Origin of the sequence: Streptomyces sp. NPDC060031 (assembly GCF_042736805.1) — a bacterium.
GTDB lineage: Bacteria > Actinomycetota > Actinomycetes > Streptomycetales > Streptomycetaceae > Streptomyces.
Window position 1 is genome coordinate 15536 of record NZ_JBHWVM010000073.1, and the last position, 23882, is coordinate 39417.

The 23882-nt window shown below is 71.4% G+C and carries 15 protein-coding genes and 1 tRNA gene; 8 read left to right on the forward strand and 8 right to left on the reverse strand.

Features of this window, described 5'->3' with window-relative positions; translation table 11 throughout:
* Positions 1 to 84 precede the first annotated feature (84 nt).
* Positions 85 to 669 carry a helix-turn-helix domain-containing protein gene (locus ACFWB8_RS27165; protein ID WP_385232405.1) on the reverse strand — a complete coding sequence of 195 codons (585 nt, stop codon included), beginning with the start codon at positions 667 to 669 and terminating at the stop codon, positions 85 to 87.
* 77 nt (positions 670 to 746) lie between these two features.
* Here ACFWB8_RS27165 and ACFWB8_RS27170 point away from each other — a divergent pair, with 77 nt between their 5' ends.
* Positions 747 to 2204, forward strand: coding sequence for an MFS transporter (locus ACFWB8_RS27170; protein WP_385232408.1), 1458 nt, complete (start codon positions 747 to 749; stop codon positions 2202 to 2204).
* Between the two features lie 155 nt (positions 2205 to 2359).
* Positions 2360 to 2447: transfer RNA gene (locus tag ACFWB8_RS27175), tRNA-Leu, on the forward strand.
* Positions 2448 to 2481: 34 nt separating this feature from the next.
* Here ACFWB8_RS27175 and ACFWB8_RS27180 read toward each other — a convergent pair.
* From ACFWB8_RS27180 to ACFWB8_RS27195, 4 genes are all read right to left on the reverse strand, one after another.
* A complete protein-coding gene (locus tag ACFWB8_RS27180) occupies positions 2482 to 4398 on the reverse strand; it encodes a helix-turn-helix domain-containing protein (protein ID WP_385232411.1) in 1917 nt (638 codons plus the stop codon).
* 46 nt (positions 4399 to 4444) lie between these two features.
* The gene (locus tag ACFWB8_RS27185) at positions 4445 to 5842 is read right to left on the reverse strand and encodes an MFS transporter (protein ID WP_385232453.1); all 1398 of its coding nucleotides are present in this window, start codon (positions 5840 to 5842) and stop codon (positions 4445 to 4447) included.
* A gap of 433 nt (positions 5843 to 6275) precedes the next feature.
* Positions 6276 to 7940, reverse strand: coding sequence for a peptidase M23 (locus tag ACFWB8_RS27190; protein WP_385232414.1), 1665 nt, complete (start codon positions 7938 to 7940; stop codon positions 6276 to 6278).
* A 37-nt stretch (positions 7941 to 7977) separates the two neighbouring features.
* Positions 7978 to 9495 carry a hypothetical protein gene (locus tag ACFWB8_RS27195; protein ID WP_385232417.1) on the reverse strand — a complete coding sequence of 506 codons (1518 nt, stop codon included), beginning with the start codon at positions 9493 to 9495 and terminating at the stop codon, positions 7978 to 7980.
* Between the two features lie 301 nt (positions 9496 to 9796).
* Between ACFWB8_RS27195 and ACFWB8_RS27200 the strand changes: the two genes are divergently transcribed.
* On the forward strand, positions 9797 to 10870 hold the full coding sequence (locus ACFWB8_RS27200; protein ID WP_385232420.1) for a BTAD domain-containing putative transcriptional regulator: 1074 nt from the start codon (positions 9797 to 9799) through the stop codon (positions 10868 to 10870).
* 73 nt (positions 10871 to 10943) lie between these two features.
* Here ACFWB8_RS27200 and ACFWB8_RS27205 read toward each other — a convergent pair whose 3' ends face one another.
* Positions 10944 to 11921 (reverse strand): alpha/beta hydrolase, encoded by a 978-nt coding sequence (locus tag ACFWB8_RS27205; RefSeq protein WP_385232422.1) that lies wholly within the window; start codon positions 11919 to 11921, stop codon positions 10944 to 10946.
* A gap of 122 nt (positions 11922 to 12043) precedes the next feature.
* Positions 12044 to 14491 carry a penicillin acylase family protein gene (locus ACFWB8_RS27210; RefSeq protein WP_385232425.1) on the reverse strand — a complete coding sequence of 816 codons (2448 nt, stop codon included), beginning with the start codon at positions 14489 to 14491 and terminating at the stop codon, positions 12044 to 12046.
* Positions 14492 to 14722: 231 nt separating this feature from the next.
* Here ACFWB8_RS27210 and ACFWB8_RS27215 point away from each other — a divergent pair, with 231 nt between their 5' ends.
* The 5 genes from ACFWB8_RS27215 (at position 14723) to ACFWB8_RS27235 (ending at position 22108) form a co-directional block, all read left to right on the forward strand.
* Positions 14723 to 15709 (forward strand): alpha/beta hydrolase-fold protein, encoded by a 987-nt coding sequence (locus ACFWB8_RS27215; RefSeq protein ID WP_385232428.1) that lies wholly within the window; start codon positions 14723 to 14725, stop codon positions 15707 to 15709.
* Complete coding sequence (locus ACFWB8_RS27220) at positions 15706 to 17214, forward strand: peptidoglycan DD-metalloendopeptidase family protein (RefSeq protein ID WP_385232431.1); 1509 nt, start codon at positions 15706 to 15708, stop codon at positions 17212 to 17214. Before ACFWB8_RS27215 ends, ACFWB8_RS27220 begins: the two co-directional genes overlap by 4 nt.
* Before the next feature lie 88 nt (positions 17215 to 17302).
* Positions 17303 to 19342: a family 43 glycosylhydrolase gene (locus ACFWB8_RS27225; RefSeq protein ID WP_385232434.1), complete on the forward strand. Its 2040-nt coding sequence runs from the start codon at positions 17303 to 17305 to the stop codon at positions 19340 to 19342.
* Between the two features lie 538 nt (positions 19343 to 19880).
* On the forward strand, positions 19881 to 20660 hold the full coding sequence (locus ACFWB8_RS27230; protein WP_385232437.1) for a serine/threonine protein kinase: 780 nt from the start codon (positions 19881 to 19883) through the stop codon (positions 20658 to 20660).
* Positions 20657 to 22108, forward strand: coding sequence for a serine/threonine-protein kinase (locus ACFWB8_RS27235; protein WP_385232440.1), 1452 nt, complete (start codon positions 20657 to 20659; stop codon positions 22106 to 22108). Before ACFWB8_RS27230 ends, ACFWB8_RS27235 begins: the two co-directional genes overlap by 4 nt.
* A 1036-nt stretch (positions 22109 to 23144) precedes the next feature.
* On the opposite strand, the gene ACFWB8_RS27240 is transcribed toward ACFWB8_RS27235, so the two are convergent.
* Positions 23145 to 23744, reverse strand: coding sequence for a hypothetical protein (locus ACFWB8_RS27240; RefSeq protein WP_385232443.1), 600 nt, complete (start codon positions 23742 to 23744; stop codon positions 23145 to 23147).
* Positions 23745 to 23882: the final 138 nt, after the last annotated feature.

A 23882-nucleotide genomic window follows, 5' to 3' on the forward strand; every position in this document is an offset into this window, starting at 1 on the left:
CCTTGAGGGTCGCTTCGAAGCCTAACCTCCTGGTTCCCGCACCCCGCGCCCGAGGTCCACGGCCGGGCCCGGCTGCCCGCACCGTCATGCGCGCGGCTTCGCGCGGACGTGCATGCGCTCGCCCTGCCGCCCGAAGAGGCTGAGGATCTCGACGGGCCGGCCGTCCGCACTGCCGAACCAGTGGGGCAGGCGCGTGTCCCATTCGGCGGCCTCGCCGGAGCCGAGGACCAGGTCGTGCTCGGCGAGGACGAGCCGTAGCCGGCCCTCCAGCACGTACAGCCACTCGTAGCCCTCGTGCGTCCGCAGCTCCGGCTCCGTACCCCGGTCAGGGATGATCATTTTGTACGCCTGGAGGGGTCCGGGCCCCCGGGTCAGGGCCACGGCCGTACCGCCGCTCTGCATGGCGCGGGGCGCCATGCGCACCCGCGGATCCCCCACCTCGGGCGCGCCGACCAGGTCGTCCAGGGCCACGTGGTACGCGCCTGCGAGCGGCAGCAGCAGCTCGAGACTGGGGCGGCGCTGCCCGGACTCCAGCCGGGACAGCGTGCTCTTGGAGATGCCGGTCGCCTCCGAGAGCGCGGCCAGGGTCAGGCCGCGCTGGGCGCGCAGCGCCTTGAGCCGGGGGGCGACCCCGTCGAGGACCTCTTGGTACGGCGCTGGTTCGTCCATGCGGGCATTCCACCGTGCCGTCCCGGAATCGGCAACAACAGTTGCCGCTCCCGGCCGGCGGATGGACTCTCCTCGGCATGAAGCCAGTCAGTGCGGGACGAGCCGGGGCCGCGGCCCCGGCGGCAAGTACGGAACGAACCTCTTCGGTCGGGTGGGCGCTCGCCGGCCTCTCGCTGTCCATGCTGCTGTCCTCGCTCGGCACCAGCATCGCCAATGTCGCCCTGCCGACCCTGGCGCAGGCGTTCACCGCCTCCTTCCAGCAGGTCCAGTGGATCGTCCTCGCCTACCTCCTGGCCATCACCACGGTGATCGTCAGCGTCGGACGGCTCGGCGACCTCATCGGCCGCCGACGGCTGCTGCTCGCCGGGATCCTCCTGTTCACGGCGGCCTCGGTCCTGTGCGGCCTCGCGCCCTCGCTGTGGCTGCTGATCACCGCCCGGGCGGCACAGGGCCTCGGAGCGGCCGTCATGATGGCCCTGACCATGGCTTTCATCGGCGGGACGGTGCCCAAGGAGAGGACCGGCAGCGCCATGGGGCTGCTCGGAACGATGTCCGCGGTCGGCACCGCTCTCGGTCCGTCGCTGGGCGGCGCCCTGATATCGGGCCCCGGCTGGCGGACGATCTTCCTCGTCAACGCCCCGCTGGGCCTCGTGGCCTTCCTCCTCGCCCACCGCCACCTGCCCGCCGACCGGCGCGGCCCCGGAGCCGGCGGGGCCGGTTTCGACCGCGTGGGCACGCTGCTGCTCGCGCTGACGCTCGCCGCCTACGCACTCGCCATGACCTTGGGGCGCGGCAGTTTCGGTCCGCTCAACGCGGCTCTGCTGTCGGCGGCCGTCCTCGGCGTCGTCCTCTTCGTACGCGCCGAGGCGAGGGCGGCGTCCCCCCTGATCCGCCCGGCGACGTTCCGCGATCCGGTGCTGAGCGCGAGCCTCGCCACGAGCGCGCTCGTCTCGACGGTGATGATGGCCACGCTGGTGGTCGGGCCGTTCTACCTCTCGCGCACCCTCGGGCTCGAAGAGGCCCTGGCCGGACTGGTCCTGTCGGCCGGCCCGCTGGTCGCCGCGCTGACCGGGGTGCCGGCCGGCCGCGTCGTGGACCGCTTCGGCGCACGGCGCACGACCCTCGCCGGTCTCCTCGCGATCGCGGCCGGCGCCTTCGCCCTGTCGATGACTCCGGAGTCGCTGGGCGTCCCCGGCTACCTCGGTCCCATCGTGGTGGTCACCGCCGGGTACGCGGTGTTCCAGACGGCCAACAACACCGCGGTCATGGCCGATGTCGGCCCGGACCGGCGGGGCGTCGTCTCCGGCATGCTCAACCTGTCGCGCAACCTCGGGCTCATCACCGGTGCGTCCGTCATGGGCGCCGTGTTCGCGCTCGCCTTGGCGACGACGGACGTCACGACGGCGGGACCCGGGGCCGTCGCCACCGGCATGCGGATCACGTTCGCGGTCGCCGGGGTCCTGATCGTCCTCGCGCTGACCCTCGCGACGGGGAGCCGCGCCCTCGCGCGCAAGCGGGCGGGCCTGCCCCGCTGAGCGCGAGACGTTGCGTCTCGCAGTGTCCGGCGAGGCATGCCCGCAGGTCAGCGCGGCGCGTCGCGCGGGGCCCGGGCGAAATACCTGGTCCGACCCGCCTCGAACCTTTGCTATTGTTGTCCATGTCGCCGCGGGAAACCGGGGCCGACCACCTGGTCCGGGTGGCGGAATGGCAGACGCGCTAGCTTGAGGTGCTAGTGCCCTTTATCGGGCGTGGGGGTTCAAGTCCCCCCTCGGACACCAGCAGGAACCCCACTTCGGTGGGGTTCTTTTGCGTTCACGGGCGGGACGTCAGACGGTGGACGCGCAGGGCGAGTTGGATCTCCAGGGCGCGGGGCGGGGTGTTCCAGGTGTCGCCGAGGAGCCGGCCGATGCGGTCCAGGCGCTGGACCACCGTGTTGACGTGGACGTGCAGGGTGTCCTTGGCCTTGTGCAGGGCGGCTCCGTGGTCGAAGTACGCCTCCAGGGTGCGGACCAGTTCGGTGCCGCGCTTGCGGTCGTACTCGATGACCGGGCCGAGCACGTGCTCGACGTACCCCGGCATGTCGGTCCGGTCCCCGAGGAGGACGCCGAGGAAGCCCAGCCCGGGGAGGTCCGCGCCGTCGCCGGTGCGGCCCAGGGAGTGCAGGGCCTCCAGGCAGCGCACGGCCTCGGCGTACACGGCCGGGAGGCCCGCGGGGCCGTCGGCCGGGCCCGCGGAGCCCACGGTGACCGGGCTGCCCAGGGCCTGGCCCAGATCCGCGGCGAGGGACTCGGCGAGGACACCTGGCCGGCCGGGGACCGGGGCCAGCACGACGGCCCGGCCCTCGTGGAGTCCGGCCAGTCCGTCCAGCGCGCGGGCATGACGGGCCGCTTCCGCCGCGAGCCGGGGCCGTAGCGCGGTGTCGCAGTGCAGGACCAGGACGGCGTGCGGGCGGGTGAGGTCGACGCCGAGCTTGCGGGCCCGCAGCACCCGCAGGGCCTGGCTGCCGGTGTCGCGCGGGCGGCCGTCGGCCTCGGCGGTCAGCAGGTCGCCGAGGAGCTCGCCGCGGACCCGGTCCTCGGCCTGCGCGAGGGACCTGCGCAGCAGCAGGAGCAGCGCGGTGACCAGGCTGGCACGTTCGAACAGGCGCCGGTCCGAGTCCGGCAGGTCCGCCCGTCCGGTGAGGCTGATGCTGCCCAGAGGTTCGGGGCCCGCGAGCACCGCGCACACCCAGATGCCGTCCGTGGCGACGGCGCGGCCCCCGGAGCGGGAGGCCGCGGCGCCCCGTACCGGCGGCGGGATCGGATCGGAGGCGACCCGGGCCAGCTCGCTGCCGTCGGCGTCGTGCACCACGAGACCGCCGCCCAGCAGGGCGGCGACCTCGTACGCGAGATCGGCGACGTCACCGCCGCGCAGGACCAACTCGGTGAGGCGGTCATGGGTTTCGGCGGCCAGGCGCATGGCTTCGCCGTGGGCGCGGACCGTCTCGGTGGCCGCGCCCAGCTCGACCAGGGCGGTGCGGGTCTCCTCCAGCAGGCGGGCGCTGTCGATGGCGACCGCGGCGTGGTCGGCGAGGGAGGCGAGCAGGGCGACGGCGTCGGGTGCGAAGTCCCGCAGGCGCCGGTCCGCGGCGTACAGGACGCCGATGACCCGGTCGCCGACCCGCAGCGGGACACCGAGGATGCCGCGCAGCCCCTCCTCGCGCACCCCGCTGTCGATGGCCGGGGTGTGCTTGAAACGGGAGTCGGTGTGGTAGTCGGCGCTGGCGTAGGGGCGGGCGGTCTGCGCGACCAGGCCGCCGAGGCCTTCCCCCATGCCCAGGCGCAGTTGCTGGAATGCGGCGGAGACGCAGCCGTCGGTGACGCGCATGAACGTGTCGCCCGCGACCGGGTCGTTGAGGGTGAGGTAGGCGACGTCCGTGCCCAGCAGCATGCGGGCGCGGTGGACGATGGCCCGCAGTACCGCGTCGAGCTCGCGGAGGGCGGCGAGGTCGCCGGCCGTGTCGAAGAGGGCGGTGAGCTCGGCCTCGCGGCGCCGGTGCTGGTCCAGGGTGCGGCGGATGTCCAGCGCCACCCGGGTCGCCTCCTCCACGAGGGCCTGCTCGCCGGGGCCGGCGCCGGCGCCGCGGGCGGCCGCGGCGGGCCGGGCGAAGTGTTCGGGGGGCGCCCCACGGTCCAGCAGGTCCAGCAGCTCCCGCAGCGCCGTGGCCGCCGTCTCGTGCGCGGGGTTCATGGAGCGGCCCTCCGGTACGGGTGGTGGTGCGGCGGCAGGGGCGGGGTCAGGCGGGGTCCGCGGTGGTGGTCGGGGCGGCTCGCGGGACGACCGGGCGGGCGCCGGCCGGGGTGGCGTACACCGTACTCGCCAGATCGCGGCCGCGGGTCTCGGCGGTGAAGGCGACGGTGAGGGTGGTCACCACCGCGGCCGCGGACAGGTAGAGCGAGACGGGGACCGAGGAGCCGTAGTCCTTCAGGAGCTCGACGGCGATGATGGGCGCCAGCGCCCCCGCGATGATCGAGGCCAGCTGGGAGCCCATCGAGGCGCCGGAGTAGCGGACTTCGGTGTCGAACATCTCGGAGATGAACGCGGCCTGCGGCCCGTACATCGCGCCGTGCAGCAGCAGACCGGTGGTGACGGCCGCGGCGATCACCGGGAACGACTCGGTGTCGACGAGGGCGAAGAAGCCGAACGCCCACACGGCCATCCCGGCGGAGCCGATCAGTGTGACCGGGCGGCGGCCGATGCGGTCGGAGAGCGCACCCCAGGCGGGGATGGTGACGAAGTGGACGGCGGAGCCGATGAGGACCGCGTTGAGCGCGGTGGTCTTGGGCAGGCCGAGGTGGACGGTGACGTACACGAGGAGGAAGGAGGTGAGGACGTAGTACGAGATGTTCTCGCCGAAGCGGGTGCCGATGGCGCTCAGCACCCGGCGCCAGTCCTTGCGGAACACCTGCACCACGGGGGCGGCGCTCGGGTGCGACCCTGACCGCGACCGCGCCTGCGCCTTGGCCTGCGCGGCGAGGAAGACGGGGGACTCCGAGACGGACAGCCGGATCCACAGTCCGACGGCCACCAGCACCCCGGAGAGCAGGAAGGGGATGCGCCAGCCCCAGGCGAGGAACGCGGCGTCCGTCTGCACGGCGGCGAGCAGCGCGAGGACCCCGGTCGCCAGCAGATTGCCGCCCGGGGCGCCGGACTGCGGCCAGGAGGCCCAGAAGCCGCGGTGCTCGTCGCCCCCGTGCTCCGAGACGATCAGGACGGCGCCGCCCCACTCGCCGCCGAGCGCGAAGCCCTGGATCAGGCGCAGTGCGGTGAGCAGGATCGGGGCGCCGATGCCGATGCTCGCGTGGGTGGGCAGCAGGCCCATCGCGAAGGTCGCCCCGCCCATCAGCACCAGGCTGAGCACCAGCAGCTTCTTGCGGCCGACCTTGTCCCCGAAGTGGCCGAACACCACGCCGCCCAGCGGCCGGGCCAGGAAGCCGATGGCGTAGGTGAGGAACGCGATCAGCGTGCCCGTCAGCGGGTCGGAGGTGGGGAAGAACAGCTTGTTGAAGACCAGCGCGGCAGCGGTGCCGTAGAGGAAGAAGTCGTACCACTCGATGGTGGTCCCGATGAGACTGGCGGCGACGATCCGTCTGATGCCTGACGGGGCCTTCGGGGCGGTTCCGGGGGAGACCATGTGCACCACTTCCAGGGTATCTGCGGGGACGTCGGGTGTGGCCACAACGTAGAAGTCCCCAGGTCAATCGCATATGTGGCCCGGCATCACAATCGGGCTACGACTGATGTGCCCCTGCACCACATGACCTGACCCTTGCCTCGCATCCCCTCCGGAATGGGCTCGTGAAGCCCTGTCGGAATCGCAGAGTTAGAGCTCTTTTGCGTAGGCGGTGCTGACTCCCGTGCTGGTTTGGTCTGCAACTGCCGCAGGTGAGCAAGTCGCTGGCGTGTTATCGCCCCACGACAAGGACGCCCGGAGCACCGACGTGTGAGGCCGTGGAGGAGCGCCGAACGCCCGCCGCCGTCCGGCGCCTGCCGCGGGTGCGGTCGGCGGGACGACGGCGGGCGCCCTTCGGTGCTCCCGTCCGCGGATCGGATCCCCGCGGGGGCGGCTAGTTGATCGCCGGTCCGGAATTGTTCAGCCAGGCCCAGTCCGACCAAGTGGCAAAGCCGGTTTGCCACTTGTGGTAGACACCGGCGCTGCTGGTCGCGAAGACTTCGATGCGCCCGTCGGCGTCGTTGCCCGTGGCGATCTCGGTACCGCCGCCGCCGAAGGTATCCCACTCCGAGTACGGCGCGTTCGGGCGGGTCTGCCAGGCGTGGCTCGCGGCGGTGGCATTGATCGCGAACACCTCGACCCGGCCGTCGGTCGACCGCGAGAGGGTCAGCTCGGCGTTGGAGATCCCGCCCATACCCGCCCACTCCGACCACGAGGTCGGGCTGGTCTGCCAACGGTGGAATACACCGGTGGCGTTGGAGGCGAACACCTCCAGTCTGCCGTCCTGGTTGTAGCCGGCCGTGAGGTCGTGTCCGCCGCCGCCGAAGTTCTCCCAGGCGGACCAGGCGCCGTTGACTCCGGTCTGATAGAGGTGCTGGAAGGTGGTGTCGGAGAGGGCGAAGACCTCGAGGCGTCCGTCGGGTGCGGTTTCGAGGGCGAGGCGTGAGGTGGCCGGACTGCTGCCGGTGCCTTCCCAGTTGGCCCAGTTGCCGCTGGGTGCGGTCTGCCAGCGGTGGAAGACTCCGTTGGTGTTGGAGGCGAAGACTTCGATGCGGCCGTCGGCGTTGTTGCCGGTGGCGAGTCGGTATCCGCCGCCGCCGAAGTTGGCCCAGGTGGACCAGGCACCGTTCAACGCGGTCTGCCACATGTGGTCGAAGGTGGCGTCGGAGAGGGCGAAGACCTCGAGTCGTCCGTCGGCGTTGGCAGCCACGGAGAGCTGTGCGTTGCGGGGTCCGCCTTCGAACCGCCACTGCGACCAGGCGCCGTTCACCGCGGTCTGCCAGGAGTGGTACACGCCGTCGGCACCGGCGGCGAAGGCCTCGAGCCGCCCGTCCGCAGACCGCCCGGACACCACCCGGCCGGCGCCGTACGGGTGCTTGGGGCCCAAACTCGTACCGGACCACAGCGCGTTGGCCATGACCACCGCGTCATCCGCCTCGACGGCGTAGAGGCCGCGCAGGTCCTCGCGCGGTCGCTGGACGTGCCAGCACACCTCGCCGATCGCCTCGTTGTTCCACGAGCCGCCCGGATACATCCGTTCCACCTCGTCGAAGAAGGCGTTGGTGGCGTGGGCCGGGTTCAGTCGCTCCTCGCGGGTACCCCACCAGTCCTGCTGCTGGAACAGCCCGAGGCTGGTGTAGTCGACGGCCTGGGCGTAGTTGTTGACGCTGGACTCCACGATGATCGTGGCGATCGCGATGGCCGCGGCCCTCTGAGTGAGGCCCCGGTCCTTGACCGCCTGCGTGACCATTCGCGCGCAGGACACCTTGTAGGCGTCCATGTAGCCGGCCATCTTCGCGTGCAACTGCGGGTTGAGCTGGTCGGCCATGATCCCGTCGGCGGCCGAGGGGCCGGCCGGATCACACGGCACGGTCGGAATGGCGAAGCCTTGCGGGCCGCTGAAATACCGGGAGACCCCGGACCGGTCCTTGCCCGGAACCGGCACCGGAACGGGCGCGTGGGCGGCGGCGACCGAGGCGGTCATCCCGACCAGTAACGCCCAGATGCCGGCCACGAAGGCCAGTCTGGTGAACACGCGGCGTAAACCATTCATCGCCATTGTCTGCCCTTCTGTCGTGAAGTGAAATGTGCGGAGTTCACGCGATTCCCGGCCCGGCGGTAGTGCCCACCCAGCCCCATTCGGACCAGGCGGAAAACCCGGTCTGCCATCGGTGGAAGACACCGGCGGTGCTCGTCGCGAAGACTTCGAGGCGCCCGTCGGCGCTGTGGCCGGCGGTGATTTCGGTGCCGCCACCACCGAAGGTTTCCCAAGCCGAATAGGGGGCGTTCGGATCGGTCTGCCAGATGTGGGCGGCGGTACTGCCGTTGATCGCGAACACCTCGACCCGTCCGTCCGCCGAACGGTCCGACGTCATCTCGGAATTCGCCGGGCCGCTCATTCCCTCCCAGCCGGACCAGGCGGAAAGGCTGGTCTGCCAGCGGTGGAAGACGCCGTTGGGGTTGGAGGCGAAGACCTCCAGCCGTCCATCGGTGTTGTGATTGACGGTGAGGTCGTGTCCGCCGCCGCCGAAGTTCTCCCAGGCGGACCAGGCGCCGTTGACTCCGGTCTGATAGAGGTGCTGGAAGGTGGTGTCGGAGAGGGCGAAGACCTCGAGGCGTCCGTCGGGTGCGGTTTCGAGGGCGAGGCGTGAGGTGGCCGGACTGCTGCCGGTGCCTTCCCAGTTGGCCCAGTTGCCGCTGGGTGCGGTCTGCCAGCGGTGGAAGACTCCGTTGGTGTTGGAGGCGAAGACTTCGATGCGGCCGTCGGCGTTGTTGCCGGTGGCGAGTCGGTATCCGCCGCCGCCGAAGTTGGCCCAGGTGGACCAGGCACCGTTCAACGCGGTCTGCCACATGTGGTCGAAGGTGGCGTCGGAGAGGGCGAAGACCTCGAGTCGTCCGTCGGCGTTGGCAGCCACGGAGAGCTGTGCGTTGCGGGGTCCGCCTTCGAACCGCCACTGCGACCAGGCGCCGTTCACCGCGGTCTGCCAGGAGTGGTACACGCCGTCGGCACCGGCGGCGAAGGCCTCGAGCCGCCCGTCCGCAGACCGCCCCGAGGTGACCCGGCCCGGGGCGTACGGGTGCGGCCGCGTCGCGGACTCCTCGACGACGTTGTCGTACCGGAGTGCCTTGTAGTCGCCGTTGGGGTGACCGTCGATCGTGGCGTTGTTGATGTTCGTGCGGAAGTGCCCCGGAGGCTCTACGCCGCTGGAGCCTCCGCCGAAGCTGTAGTAGGAGAACCCGCCGTGATCGTCCTCCCACTTGTGGAAGATCAGGGTGTGGTCGTAGAAAGAATTGAGAATGTCACCTGCGCGCAACTCGTCCCGCGCGATCTCGTGCGAATAGCCGGGCAGCCCTTGGGTATTCGGGCTCGCGTTCAGATGCCACGCCATGGAGACGTAACCGGAACAGTCGGTGCGGTAGCGGAAATCGCCGCCGGCGTCGGGCGCGGACCCCTGCTGGTTGTACGGGGGATGCTGGTCCATCCAGTACTGGGCCCGCCAGATCACCTCGCTACGGGTGATCGGGCCGCCGCGGTCGGACGAGACGGCCGCCATCGCGGCAGTGGGCGCGGTCGCGGCGATGGCGGCCGCGCCGGCTATCAGCAGCAGGAGCACTCTGCCGCACCATGATCTTAAAGTCGTCACCGGAACCTCTCCCGTCGTCGGCGGCCGACAGTAGGGCGCACCGATGAAATGCCGATGGAATCGGCAACTCTCTTGACTGGCAGGGCAGATGGCCAACCGCCCTACGCTGCGGGGGCGGCGCAGTGCAGGGATGCCGGGGGCTTCGCGTCTGTCACTCCGGATCGTTCCGGATGCCCGGCCCGGCGCTCTCCCCCTACTTTGTCGACGGCTTCCGCCAGACCTGCGGAACCGACCGACCGAACCGATCAGCCCGGAGCCCGGGGGAGCAGCGATGCCGACGACCGCCACCACCTGCCGACCGATCGCCACTGCGCTCGGGCACCAGGAGCGCAAGGTGCTCCACGCGGTCGGCTGCGGCCTGCGGGACGACGAGATAGCTGCCGCTCTCGCCCTTTCCGAGGACGCCGTCGCCGGACACCTCGCGCGGGTCCTCGTGAAACTCGCGCTGCGCGACCGGGCCGCCGCCATCGTCCACGCCTTCGACAGCGGCCTGGTCGTCCCCGGCAGCGGCCCGCGTACGCAGGCGGCGAACCCGGCGCCGCGGGCCCCCACCCGCCGGGATGCCGGACCGACGATGCAGATCTCCCTGCTCGGACCGCTGCAGGCATGGCAGGACGGGCGGCCGCTGAAGCTGGGGCACCTGCGCCAGCAAGCCGTACTGGCGGCGCTCGCGCTGTGCGCGGGCCGCACGGTCGGTCAGCAGGAACTGCTGGACGGAGTATGGGGGACGGACTCGCCGGTCACGAACGTGGTGCCGGTGTACATCTACCGGCTGCGCAGGACCCTGCGCACCGGGGACGGCCGCCCCGACGCGGTGATCGAGCACGACCGGTTCGGCTACCGGCTGGTCTCCGGCCTGGTCGACGTGGACGTGTCCCGCATGGAGGAGCTGGTCACCGACATCGCGACGGCCGACCGGGCGGGAGAACCGGCGGAGGCGGTCCGCCGGTGTTCGCAGGCGCTGGACCTGTTCCGCGGGGAGCCCCTGGCCGGCCTGCCCGGGCCGCTCGCCGAGCTGGAGCGGTTGCGGCTCACCGAGCGCCGGATCACCATCGCGCAGCGGAAACTGGAGTGGCAGCTGCGGCTGGGGCAGCACTCCGAAGCGGTCGCCGAACTGTTCGCCCTGTCCGCGGCCCACCCCCTGCACGAGCCGGTGGCCGCGATGCTGATGCGGGCGCTGTACCGCAGCGGCCGACGGGCCGACGCGCTGTCCGTGTTCGACCGGGCCCGCCGTCGCCTGGCCGACGAACTCGGCGTTCCTCCTGGCCGGCTGCTGCAGCGGACGCGCCAGTTGGTCCTGCGCGGGGACGAAGCGGGCCTCGGCCTCACCACGGCGCCGAGGTGACCGGGTCTCCGTGGTGACCGCGCCACCTGGTGACCGGGCCGCCACCGGATCGGGGCGGCCCGGCTCCGCGCGGTCAGGAGGCGAAGGACCGTTCCAGCCGGGGAATCAGGTCCTGGAGGTCCGCTTCCCAGCACCAGGCGTTGTGGCCGCCGTTGCAGTTGGTGCCCCAGCCGGCACCGTCGCCGTAGTCCACGTAGTGGTAGGGCATGCGCAGGGCGTCCATGCTGTCCTTGACGTGCTTGGACGCGCTCTCCACCCAGAACTCCAGGTCGGTGACGTCTCCGCGTCCGTTGCCCACGTAGATGGAGACCCCGACTCCCGCGAGCTTGTCCATGTGCGCCGCCGGGTCCACCTGGTTGAACCTCCAGTCGGCGTTGAACACCGGGTAGGGCGAGCCGAACGCGGCGTCACTGTCCACGGCGGGGGAGTAGCCGACGAGGGAGGCGACGACGGCCATCCGCAGGTCCATGGACCGGACCGACAGGTCGATGTCACCCGACAGGGACGCGGTCTGGCCGAACAGGTCGGGGCGGACCTGGGCGTAGTGCAGGGCCCCGAACCCGCCCATGGAGACACCGGCGACGGCCCTGGCCTTCTTGGCGGCGATGGTCCGCAGGTTCGCGTCGATGAACGGAATCACCTGCTTGAGGTGGAAGTTCTCCCAGTTCTGGGCACCGGCCGCGGTCCTCTGGTTGAGCCAGTTGGCGTACCAGCCCCGGGCACCCCCGTCCGGGATGACGGTGATCATCTCGTTCGAGGTGGTCAGCGCCGGGTAGTTCTGCTGGATCGGGTCGTCGGGCGAACCGTGCAGGAAGTACAGCACCGGGTAGCGTCTGGCCGGGTCGTCGTAGTAACCGCTCGGCAGGATGATCTTGATGTGGTGCTTGCCCGAGACCTCAGGTGTGGTCACGGTGATGTAGAAGTTGGTGGGACCGCCCACCGTCGTGTCGACCTGGGTCAGGCCGAACCCGTCCGTCATCCTCGGCGGTTCGGTGCCTTCGGCGGCCTGTGCCGAACCGGCAGGCAGCGCCATTCCCACTACAGCGGCCATCAGGGCCACCACCATTCGCCACCGACTCGATGTCCTCATCACAGCGTGCTCCCTCGTGAGCCTTGTCGTTGCGCGGGTGCGGGACCGATCGGGAGACCGGTCCCGGTTCAGGACCTTCGGTCTCAGTTCAGGACCTTGACCTCCAATGCCGGCGAGGCCGCGATCTGCTCCTCGGTGAACCGCTCGGTCACCCACTGTCCGGCCGAGAACAACTTGGTCTGGTCGGCGTAGTGCGGTGAATTCGGGTTGGCCGACTGGGAGTAGGTCAGTACGGAAGAGGTCTGCGGCGGGCCGTCGGCGGTGAACCGCACCTGCTGGACGAAGCTGGAGCCGAAGGTGATGTCCATCTTGCCGTCGACCGAGCCGGGGGTGACCACGTTCAGCACGCCCAGCTCGTGGACCGCCCCGTGGATCGGGATCTGCTCGCCGTTGCGCGTGATCTTCTGTACGTCCGACAACGCCGCGTTCAGCGGAATCCCCGCGTTGCGTAAGGCGATGACCGTCCGGCCGAACGCGTCGCGGACGGCGGAGCTTGCGGAGTCCAGCGAATTGGGGGTGTGCACCGGGTCGTTGGGGTCGAAGGGGATCCGCCACGGCAGCTTTTCCACCGACTGGCCGCCGAGCAGGGCGTACCAGTAGTTCTCGAACAGCCAGGAACCCCGGCTGTCGGCCGTGAAGTCGTGGCTCTTCCAGGCGGCCAGGATCGGGCACGCCTCGCTCACGTTGACCAGCTGGCCGTCCACCAGGATGAGCCCGAAGGGCTGGGCCCGGCACATCGCCACCGTGGCGTCGAGGGCCAGATCGGCGGCCCGGCTGTTGTCGGCGAACAGCAGCTGCCGCATGTTCTCCGGCGTGAACCCCCGGCCGGGCAGGCCGTCGGTGCCGTTGATCCGCTTCTGCGCGGTCAGGATCAATTCCTGGGTGCGCAGCGACCGGGGCGCCGCCGTGTCGCCCATCACTCGCGGAAAGGACAGCGGTTGCTCGGGGTTGGCCAGCCAGGCGCTGTCGTTGGCGTTGCCGACGAAGTCCTTGCGGATCAGCCGCGGCTGCTTGTGCGGGTCCAGCAGCCCCGGGGCCACCGCGTTCGGATCGGTGGGCCAGTCGCACGCGCTGCGTTTGCCGTCGAAGATGGAGACCGGCGGCACGTTCGGCAGCCGCAGCACCTGATTGAACAGAGCCTGGCCGGTCAGGGTCAGGCACGACTGGGCGTGCTCGTCGGTGATGTTCGGGGTGGCCTGGATGTCCGCGTACAGGGCGTTGCCCTTGCGGTCGGAGGCGACGGTGTTGAAGAAAGGGACGCCCTGGGTGGTCTCCAGGGTGTTCACCACCTCGTCGACGTCCTTGGCCTGGTCGAGGTGGAACCAGGTGTTCAGCGCCCGCAAGTTGTCCATGTTCGGATCGCGCACCGCGTGCGCGCTGACCACCCACGGCAGTGGCACGGTCAGTACCTGATTGGTGATCGGGCCGTAACGGGTCGCCCACAAGGTCCTGTTGACCCTGCCGATGGAGCCGTCCGCGTTCAGCACGTCGACACCGACCTGCTGTGAGGTCATCGCCTCCCAGGCGCCGTCGACCAGGTAGTTGGTCGGGTTCAGTACGTCGACCTGTACGTCGAAGAGCCCGAAGGGGGCCACCGTGGCGACGGTGTGGCTCCAGGCGACATCGTCGTTGTGCCCGATGTTCACCGCGGGGAAGCCGAGCAGGCTGGCGCCGGAGACGTTGATCCTGCCCGGGATCGTCAGCTGGCTCTGCCACATCCGGTTCTTGCCCTGCCAGGGGAAGTGCGGGTTCGCGAGCAGCATGCTGGTGCCCCCGGACACGCCCTGCGAGCCGATCGCCAGCGCGTTGCTGCCCATGCTCTGCTGCCGGCTGACCGCCATCGCGTCGCGGATCTTCGCCGCGGTCTCCGTAGCCGAGGAGGCCGGCGCAGCGGCGGCCGAAGCCCCCGGGGGAGCCGCGTTCACCTGGCCGTCGAGCAGCACGTCCGCGGTGCCCATGATGATCTCGGCGTGCGCGTGCCGGTAGACGTCCAACTCCGTGATCGGCCGCACCCACGCCTTGCCGCGGCAGGCCGGGTCGGTGATGTGGTCCACGCCCGTCTCGGCCAGGTATCGGTTGTACCCCTGGACGTAGCCGCGAATGGCCTCCTTCACCTCCGGCTCCGGCCCGCCCGGCGCGGGCAGGTCGATCAGCCGCTCCACCACCCGGTTGTCGTTCATCCGCTGGAAGTAGATGTCGCTGTTGAGATTGGTGGTGGTGTTCTGGTGCTCGCCGGGGCTCGCCTTGCCGTCCGGCCCCAGATAGCGGGACCGCTGGGCGTTGACCATCAGATAGGTCTCGGCCAAGGTGCAGATGTTGTCCTTGGCCGCGGCGTATCCGTAGCCCGTGCCCAGTCCCGCCCAGTCGGAAGCGATGATGTGCGGGATTCCGTACTCGGTGTAACGGATGGTCGGCTTGTCGGGCGCCTGTCCCGGAGCCGGCGCCCCGGTGGCCGCCATCGTGCTCATCACCGCCGCCACCGCGGCCGTGGCCACCATCGGCAGCCTCGCTCTGAATCTCCTCCGCGCCATCGAGCCGTCCTTCCCCTGTGGTCCGGGCCTTCGTCTGACCGCGGCCACGCTAGGGAGGAGCGATGAAATCCCGATGACGCCGGCGTCGGCTCCGGCAGTTCCCGATGCCCCCGCCACAGCCCCTAGCCGACGCGCCCGCCCCTGTCAGTCCGGAATCTTCCGGGGTCTCCCGGCCCGGGCACCGTTGCTACCTTGCGGACGCATCGTCAGGCTCCCGACCAGGAGGACACAGTGAGCGCGCAGCACCCCAGCCGCAGGAACATCCTGAAGACCGCCGGTGGCCTCACGGCCGCGATGGCCATGGGCGGCGCGGGAGTCCTCGCCGCCGCGTCGACCGCTTCCGCCGTCGGTGACATTCCCGGACTGCACATCACGGAACGCGGCGAGCAGGATCCCCGGATGTGGTACTACCGGTTCCAGACTTCCGCCATCGGCGGCTGGACCCCGGCCGTCAACGTGCTGCTCCCCGACGGCTACCACACCAGCGGGCGCCGCTACCCCGTTCTCTACCTGCTCCACGGTGGCCTGGAGGACTTCATCACCTTCGACCGGTTCCACGACATCCGGGGGCTGACCGCCTGGAAGGACCTCATCGTCGTGATGCCCGACGGCGGGCGCGCCGGCTGGTACTCCAACGCGGTGAGCTCCAACATCGGTGCCCGGAACTGGGAGGACTTCCACATAGGTCAGCTGATCCCGTGGATCGACGCGAACTTCCGCACCTACGCCGAGTACGACGGCCGCGCCGTCTCCGGGTTCTCCATGGGCGGCTTCGGCGCCCTGAAGTACGCGGCCAAGTACTACGGCCACTTCGCCTCGGTCAGCGCCCACTCCGGCCCGGCCAACCTGCGCGGGGGCAATGGTGACCTGGTGACCCACTGGGCCAACGCCTCCTCCGCCGCGGTTGAACTGAACGGCGGCAGCATCTATGGCGTGCCCTTCTGGGACCAGGCCCGGGTCAGCGCGGACAACCCGTGCGAGCGCATCGAGAGCTACCGGAACAAGCGGGTCTTCCTGGTCGCCGGCACCAGCCCCCAGGACATCCAGGGCTACGCCAACGAGAAGGTGGTGCTCGCCACCCAGCGGGAGTTCAAGTGGAACCTCGACCGCGCGGGCATCCCCTACGAGCAGCACGAGGTGGGCGGCGGTCACTATGTCCGCCGGGATCTGCTGCAGGACGACATCAATGGCATCATCGACCGGCTGCGCAAGGCGTGAACGGCCCCCTGAGCCGCGTCCTCGCGGCGACTGCCGTACTCCTTTCGGCGCTGTCGGTGCTGGCCGCCACGGGTTCGGCCGAGGCCCGGCCCGCCGAGCTCACCGCGGCCTGCCCGACCACCGGCTGGGTGTCCCAGCACTTCCACAGCGGCCACAACGGCGTCGACATCGCCAACGACGTCGGGACACCGATCTACGCCGTCGGCGACGGCGAAGTGACCATCTCCGGATACACCGGCGACTACGGCCAGTGGATCCGCGTGCTGCACCCCGACGGGCGGATCTCCGAGTACGGGCACATGTCCCGCCGCGACGTCTCCGTGGGCGACCACGTCGTGGCAGGCCAGCAGATCGCCCTGATGGGCGCGGAGGGCACCAACGTCGACGGCTCCCACCTCCACCTGCGGATCTGGGGGGACCGGTCCACCTCCTACGGCATCGACCCCGAGGTCTACCTGGCCGAGCGCGGCGTCGTCCTGCCCTGCACCCCGGGCAGCGGTCCGAGGCCCGAACCGCCGGTGCATCCGGCGGAGTCGGGCCGCGTGGTGTCGGCGCGGTCGGCGGACGGACGGCTCGAGGTGTTCGCCGCCGGCGCCGACGGGGTGCACCACGCCTGGCAGCAGGAAGTGAACGGCAACTGGTCGGCCTGGGAACCGCTCGGCGGGCCGGGCAACGCCGAACTGGCGATCGCGCCCAATGCCGACGGACGTCTGGAGATGTTCGCCCTGTCGGGCAGCACCTTCCAGCACCGCTGGCAGCTCTCCCCCTCCGGCGGCTGGTCGAACTGGGAGACCTTCGGCGGTGGCGGCCGCGACACCGCGGCCGGTGTCAACGCCGACGGCCGCATCGAGGTCTACGCCTCAGGTCCGGTCGGCCTCTTCCACCGGTACCAACTCGCCCCCAACGGCGGGTGGTCGGAGTGGGAGGCCACCGGCGGCGGCCCCGCCGACAGCCGGGTGGAGATGGAGAAGTCGCCCGACGGCCGACTGGAGGTGTTCGCCCTGGGCGCCGACACCTTCCAGCACGCCTACCAGACGGCCCCCAACGGCGGCTGGTCCCCGTGGGTGACCTTCGGAGGCGGCGGCCACGACCTCACCGTCGACCACAATGCCGACGGCCGACTGGAGGTGTTCGCCTCCGGCCCGATCGGCGTGTTCCACAAGTACCAGACCAGTGCGGCCAGTTGGTCGAACTGGGAGGGGACCGGCGGTCCCGCCGACGCGCAACTCAGCAGCGAACGCACACCGGACGGCCGGGTCGAGGTCTTCGCCATGAACGGCAGTACGGCCATGCACACCTGGCAGCGCGCCGTCAACGGGGCGTACGGCGACTGGGACGCCTTCGGCGGCGGCGGCACCGAGGTCACGGCGGTCACCAACGCCGACGGTCGGATGGAAGTCTTCGGCACCAACCACACCGGCACCTTCCACACATGGCAGACCGGATTCTCCACCTGGTCCGAATGGACCTGGCTCAACACCACCGCCGGCCCCGCCCAGGGCTGACCGGTCTCCGACCGCCCCACACGCGCCCCGTGGTCGGCCGCGCCCCCGCCCGGGCACGGCCTACCACGCGGCCTCCCTGGAGAGACTCATGCCCGCGATCAGCAGACGCACCCTCCTGCGGGGCGCCGCCGGGGCGGGCGCGCTCCCGTTCCTGGACACCGGCCGGACCGCGGCCGGCGCCTCCCACGCCGCCGACGCCCTACCACCCGCCCGGTGGGTCGGCGCCGGCCCCTTCGCGTACGTCTACGACCCGTCCACCCCCGCGGGCCCGCGCTACCTCAACGACCACACCCTGATCAAGGCCCAGGGCCGCTGGCACCTGTTCAGCATCGTCGGGGACAGCGCTCCGCGCGGCGAATCCCCGGACAGCACGGGGGAGACCTCCTTCGTCCACGCCTCCGCGCCGAGCCCGAACGGGCCGTGGACCACACACGCCGACGCGCTCACCGTCGACCCCTCCTACTTCGGCGAGGAACACCTGTGGGCGCCCCACGTCGTCGCGGCGGGCGGCAGGTTCTGGATGTTCTACGCCGCGGGCGGCGCGAGCGGCGCCGCGATCAACCTCGCCACCTCACCCGACCTGTTCACCTGGACGCGCGAGCCGTCCGGCCCGCTCTTCCGCGGGCTCGCGGCGCGCGACCCCATGGTGCTGCGGGTCGGCGACGAATGGGTCATGTACTACACGGAGCTCTCCAGCGCGGGCGGCCACCATGTCGTGGCCTTCCGCCGGTCCGCCGATCTGCTGCACTGGAGCGAGCCGGGCGTCGCGTTCACCGACGCGACCACGGACACGACCGTCTCGGTCACCGAGTCGCCGTACGTCGTCGAACGGGACGGCTGGTACTACCTGTTCACGGGACCGAGGGGCGGCTACGAGGGTACGGACGTGCTGGCGTCCCGGGACCCGTACCGCTTCGACCCCGCCGGGTACGCGGGCCATGTGCCCGGCCACGCGGTCGAGGTGTTCGCGGACGGGGACACGTGGTACGCCAGCGCTGCGGGCTGGTTCCGGTACGGGCTGCACGTGGCGCCCCTGGAGTGGCGGGACACGCCGCCGCCGTGGCAGAGCGCGGACAATCCGGTGGCCGGCCTCGACGTCGGCGGGCGCCTCACGGTGTTCGCGCTCGACGCCTCCGACCGCTCGATGCTGCGGCGCGTCCAGCTCGCCCCGGACACCGACGCCTGGTCGGAGTGGGAGCCCTTCGGAGGGCCGGCCGGGGCCGTTCCCACCCTCGGCCAGGGCGCCGGCGGCAGGCTCGAGGTGTTCTCGCTCGCCCCGGGGGGAGCCAACCTGCACCACCGGGTGCAGCAGCCGGACGGAGGCTGGTACGACTGGGAGGAGTTCGGCGGCCCGGCCGGCGCCGCCCCTGCCGTCGCCCGTAACGCCGACGGCCGACTGGAGGTGTTCGCCCTGAGCCCCGGCGGCGCCTCCGTCGCCCGGCGACGGCAGCGGTCACCCGGATCCCCGGCCTGGGACCCGTGGGAGCCCGGCTTCGGCGGGGCCGCGGGCGCGCCCCCGGTGGTCGCGGCGAACGCGGACGGCCGCCTGGAGGTGTTCGCCCTCTCGCCCGGCGGCTCCGGGATCTTCCACCGGTGGCAGGAGACCCCGGGCGGTGCCTGGACCGCCGCATGGCACCGCTTCGGCACCGCGGCGGGCGCCGCACCGCGGGTGGCCCGGGACGGCAGCGGCCGGCTCACCGTCGCCGCGATCGGACCGTCGGGCGTGGGAGCCTTCGGCCGGCGTCAGTCCGCGGCGAGCGGCGGCTGGGAAGACTGGCTGCCCCTGTTCGGCTGGAGCGCCGCCGCCCCGGCGTTCGCCGTCAACGCCGACGGCCGCCTGGAGGCCTTCTCCCTGACCCCGGGTGGCGCCCGGCTCAGCCACCGCTGGCAGACCACCCCGGGTGGAAGCTGGAATTCCGGCGGGGAGTTCGGCGAGCCCGGCATCAGGCTCGCCGCCACGCCGACCGCCGCGCTCGATTCCACCGGGCGGACGCACGTCTTCGCCGTCACCGCCGAAGGCCGGATGCGCACCCGCGTCCAGGACCGGCCGAGCGGCGGATGGCGGCCGTGGACGGCCTTCGGCGACCGGGCGGTCGCACCCGTCGTATCGGGCAGCCCCGCTCTCTGAGCGCGGAGGGCGGGGCGTGGAGGACGGTGTGTGGAGGACGGTGTGTGGAGTGTGGATTTCGCCAAGTGAAAGGGGAAAACGGGCGGGCGAGCGGCGCCGTGACCCCCCGGGCGCGGTGACCTTTCCCACCCTGCCGGGGCCGGGGCAGGCCATCGGCGGCCACGGCCGGAGGGACGGATACCACTCCGATGCACCTGTACCGGCCGCACCGTCTGCTGCTCCGATCCGCTCGGCAGAGAGTCGAAAACAGCCCCAAAGTACCGCTGTTGACACGGAGTCGACGTGACCCGGCACACAACGGGCGGCCCTTGGGGGAGGGTGGGTGAGTCGGATGGGAAGGGAGACCCGAGAGGCTTCCATGGCCGCCAGGGTGGGCGTCCCGACCCGGCGGAAGCCGGGCAGGCGCCGTCCTGCCGAAGTGGCCGAAGTACGCCGATGAACTCCCTTGAGAGATGAGTATTGTTCCACTCGTCCGAGCAGCGACGCGTGGAACAGGGGGAACCGTGAGCGGTGTAGTAGTCGTCCATCTGCCGCAGGGGTGCAGTGGCGCGCCGACGGCGGCGAACCGTACGGTGACCCCGTGACGCTGCGGCTCGGACCGGGCGAGGCCGCCCGCTTCGGACGGGGCTCCGCGACGGTCCCCGTCGAACTGCGCCTCGCCGACCCGGCGATCTCCCGGCTCGCCGGGGAGATCCGCGTCGCCGACGACCACTGGCAGCTGACCAACCACAGCGCCAACCACAGTTACCTGGTGGAGAACCCGGAAGGAGCGGGGGAGTACCTGAGGGTCCCGCCGCGCCGGGTCGGTGCGCCCGTCCCGTTCGAGTTCTCACGCGTGGTGCTGCCCACCCGCAGCGACGTCACCGTGTCCTTCCAGGTGTTCGCGCCCGACCACGTCTATCTGGACCCGGACGCCATGGGCGCCCCCTGGGGCCGCCTCACGGTCACGGCGTACTCCCTGGACGAGACGGCCGCCTACTTCCTCGTGCTGGTCGCGCTCTGCGAACCGCGCCTGCGCGACCAGTCCCGCGTGGCGGTCCCCACGACTCCCCAGATCGTCGAGCGGCTCAGGGGACACCCCGCCTGCGGCACGCTGACCGCGCGTGCGATCAGCTCGCACATCGACTACCTCGCCGAGGAGAAGCTGCGCATCGGCGCCCCGGACCTGCGCGAACCCGGCAGGAGCGAGCGCCGCAACGGCAAGCGGGAGGAGATCGTCGGGCTCGCGCTGCGGTTCGGGCTCGTACGGGAGGAGCACCTCACGCTGCTGCCGCCCCTGACGGGGGCCGGCGGGCGGGAGCGGCAGAGCACGCGATGACGCCGCCGAACGGCCTGCGCGACACCACGGAGTGCGAGCGCAGGGACCTCCTGCCGCCCGGCTACCGGGTGCGGGACTGGACGGTCACCGACTTGGTCGGGTCCGGGGGCTGGTCCACGGTCTACGCGGCACGGCCGGCCGACGGGTACTCCGGGCGGACCAGGCGGACCGGCGGGGTGGCCCCTGCGGGCATGCCGGCGGGACCAGCCGACGTCGCGCTGAAAATCATGCCGACCGCCGGGTACGCCCCGCGCCAGACGCGCAGGATCGTGGAATCCGCGCGCCGCGAGGTCGAACTCGGGCGCAGGGCGGGCCACCCCCGGCTGATTGGTCTCCTGGATTCCTTCGTCCTCGCCGCACCGGATCGCCCCTCGCTGGACGGCGCGATCGTGCTGGTCATGGAGCGGGCCGCGGGCAGCCTGCGCGAACTCCTCGACGCGGGGGTGGTCGAGGCCGATCGCCCCCGGCTGATCGCGGGGATCTGCGAGGGACTGGCCCACCTCCACCGCTCGGGCTGGGTCCACGCCGATCTCAAGCCGGAGAACGTCCTGCTGGGCGCCGACCGTTCCGTGAAGCTCTCGGACTTCGGCCTCGCCACCGAGATGACGGGCACGCACGGGTACGCGCCGCCCATGGGCACCCTGGACTACCTCCCGCCCGAGCGCTGGCGGGCGCCGCTCGGGGAACTCGGCGTACAGGTCCGGCCGAGCGCCGACATCTGGGCCCTGGGCATCATCATCCACGAGGTGTTCGCGTCCGGCGCCTCCCCGTTCTCCGGCGCCACCCCCATGGCCCGGGGCGCCGCCGTGCAGGGGTACGGCGAAGGGCGGGTGGCGCTGCGCATGGACCACGCGGTGCCGCCGTTCTGGCGGGCGCTGGCCGCCGACTGCCTCGCCCCCACTCACGCGGCGCGTGCCCCGCACACCGCCGAGAGCCTGCTCGCCCGTATCGCCGCAGAACAGGGAGCCCGCGGGACGGGGGCGGGACGGCTGCGGGGCCGGGCCCGCGCCGCCGTCCTGGCCACCGCGCTGTGCGGGATCGCGGGCGCGACCCTGTGGTCGGACGCGGTGCGGGCGAACCCGTCCGCACCGCCCGGTGGCGCGGAGGCGAAGGCCGGCGCGATCCGGGTGTTCAACGCCGAGAAGGGGTGTCGGGAGCGGGCCGACCGGGACCGGCAGTGCAGTCTGGGCCTGGCGATCGACCCCGGGCGGCCGTACGCGGCGGACAACGTCGTGGCGACCCGGGTGTGGCACGGCGACGTCCTCGCCGCCGACTGCCAGGTGTCCGACGGGCAGCCCATTATCAATGAGGAGGACCAGCACTCCACCCGCTGGTTCCGCGTCCGCCTCCCTCCCGGCTCCACACCCCCCACGGCCTGGCTCCCCGCCGTACGCACGAAGGACCGGCCGGCCCTGCCGGGGTGCCCGGCCCCCACGACCGCGCGCTGATCCGCGGGGGCTGCCGACCCATGCCTGCGTGATCGTGACTATGCAGCGCTGAAGTGTGCCGTGGGATTCGACGGTGCCTTCCCAGTCGCCGCCGGTGCGGTGGCTGAACAGCGGGATCGCAACCATCAGGGTGCCCACGAGGTAGTCCGACCAAGGCGGTTACGAGCAATCTGGCCTTGGTCGGCCGCAGGCGTCTTGTAGCCCGGCTTCGGCCGGAACGTCGAGCTCCAGGTCGGCGCGGAGCGCGGGGACCGTTCCGCCCCAGTCTGGGGGGAACCATCAACACGCCGTCCGCCCCCATCCGGATGGGGGCGGACGTGGAGAGGTCCTGCTCAGGTTCGTGGTGTACAGAGCGTAACGGGGCTGCGTCGTCGATATCTTTGCCGGGGGTGCCGGTGTGCTGGCAGGGGGACGGTAGGAATGGGCGACCCCGGTTCCCGTGCTGGTTTGGTGCTGGTTCAGGCGTGCTCGGGGGTGAAAAGCCGCAGGTGGTAGCTCTGATCGGATGGGTTGTCGTACCACTCGATGGTGGTCCCGATCAGACTGGCGGCGACGATTCTCTTGAGGGATCCGGATGTCGCAGGAGCGGTCGAGGGGGAGGCCATGAACACCACTTCCAGGCGTTGGGCGGGACGTTCGTGTCGGCACAACGTAGAAGTCCGCAGGTCGGCGTGATATGTGGCGGGGCATCACAATCAGGCAGTCACCTGTGTGTCCGGCCACTACGCCACCGGAGCCGACGCCGGCACGGATGCCGGCGCGGTTGCTGGCGCAGGGTCCGCCGCGGCCCCGGCAGGCCCTGCGTGGTCGAGCTCCGTCCTCTGCGCCGGGCAGATCGCCTGCCCCGTCAACGCGCACGTCCGCCGGTACTGCACACCTCCCGGCATCGCCTTCGTACCGATCCGCGACGCGCCCCGGTCACCGAGTGGCTGCTGGTCCGGCCCACCGCGGGCGCGGGCGCTCGGCTGCGCGCCGTCGTCCGGACGGCGCAGGACTTCGTTGCCGTGCGGTGGGCGGGCGTCTCCGTGTCGCGGCGCTACGCCTTGCGCTTCCAGAGCGTCACTTCGGTGAGGTACGTCGGGACGGAGTACAGCTTGTTGTTCGAGGGCTCGACGGTGATGATCTTGATCATGGCGAGGTTGCCCTTGGACGTGACCGTGCACAGCAGGTCGCCCTGGACGATGGCGCTGTCCGCACCGGTGAGGTCCGACTTCGGCAGCCGGGCGGGAATCGGATTGGTGGCGGCTCCGGCTTCGCACAGTTCGGGGGCGGGGCCCGTGCTCTTTCCGAACGGGGTGCGGTTCTCGATGTCCTCGAAGCCCATCTGCAATTCCCGGTCGCTCGATGCGATCTCCCCGAAGGGGGCGACCTTGGGGAAGTCCAGGTCGACGTCGTTGAGCTTGCCGAACTCCCTGGTCGCCAGGAGCTTCAGCGGCTTGTCCTTGAACACCACGGTGTAAGCCGCGGCGGAAGCCGAGGCCGAGGGCCGGGGCGCGGGCGCGGAGCCGTCGGCCTTCCCCGGGGCGGCGGTGTCCTTCGGCTGGTCCGCCTTCTTCTGGTCCTCGCCCGTGAGGTACCAGGCGCCCCCCGCGGCCAGCGCCACCGCCAAGACCCCCGCGCCGACGAGCAGGGGCACGCGGCCGCGGCCCGCGGCCGCGGGGGCGGGGGCGGGGGCGGGGGCGGGGGCCGGCGTGCCGGGGGGGGGGGCCCCGGGGGCGGGGGGCGCCCGGTCTCTTATAAACAAAAACGAGGCCCCCACACCCATAAAAAAGTG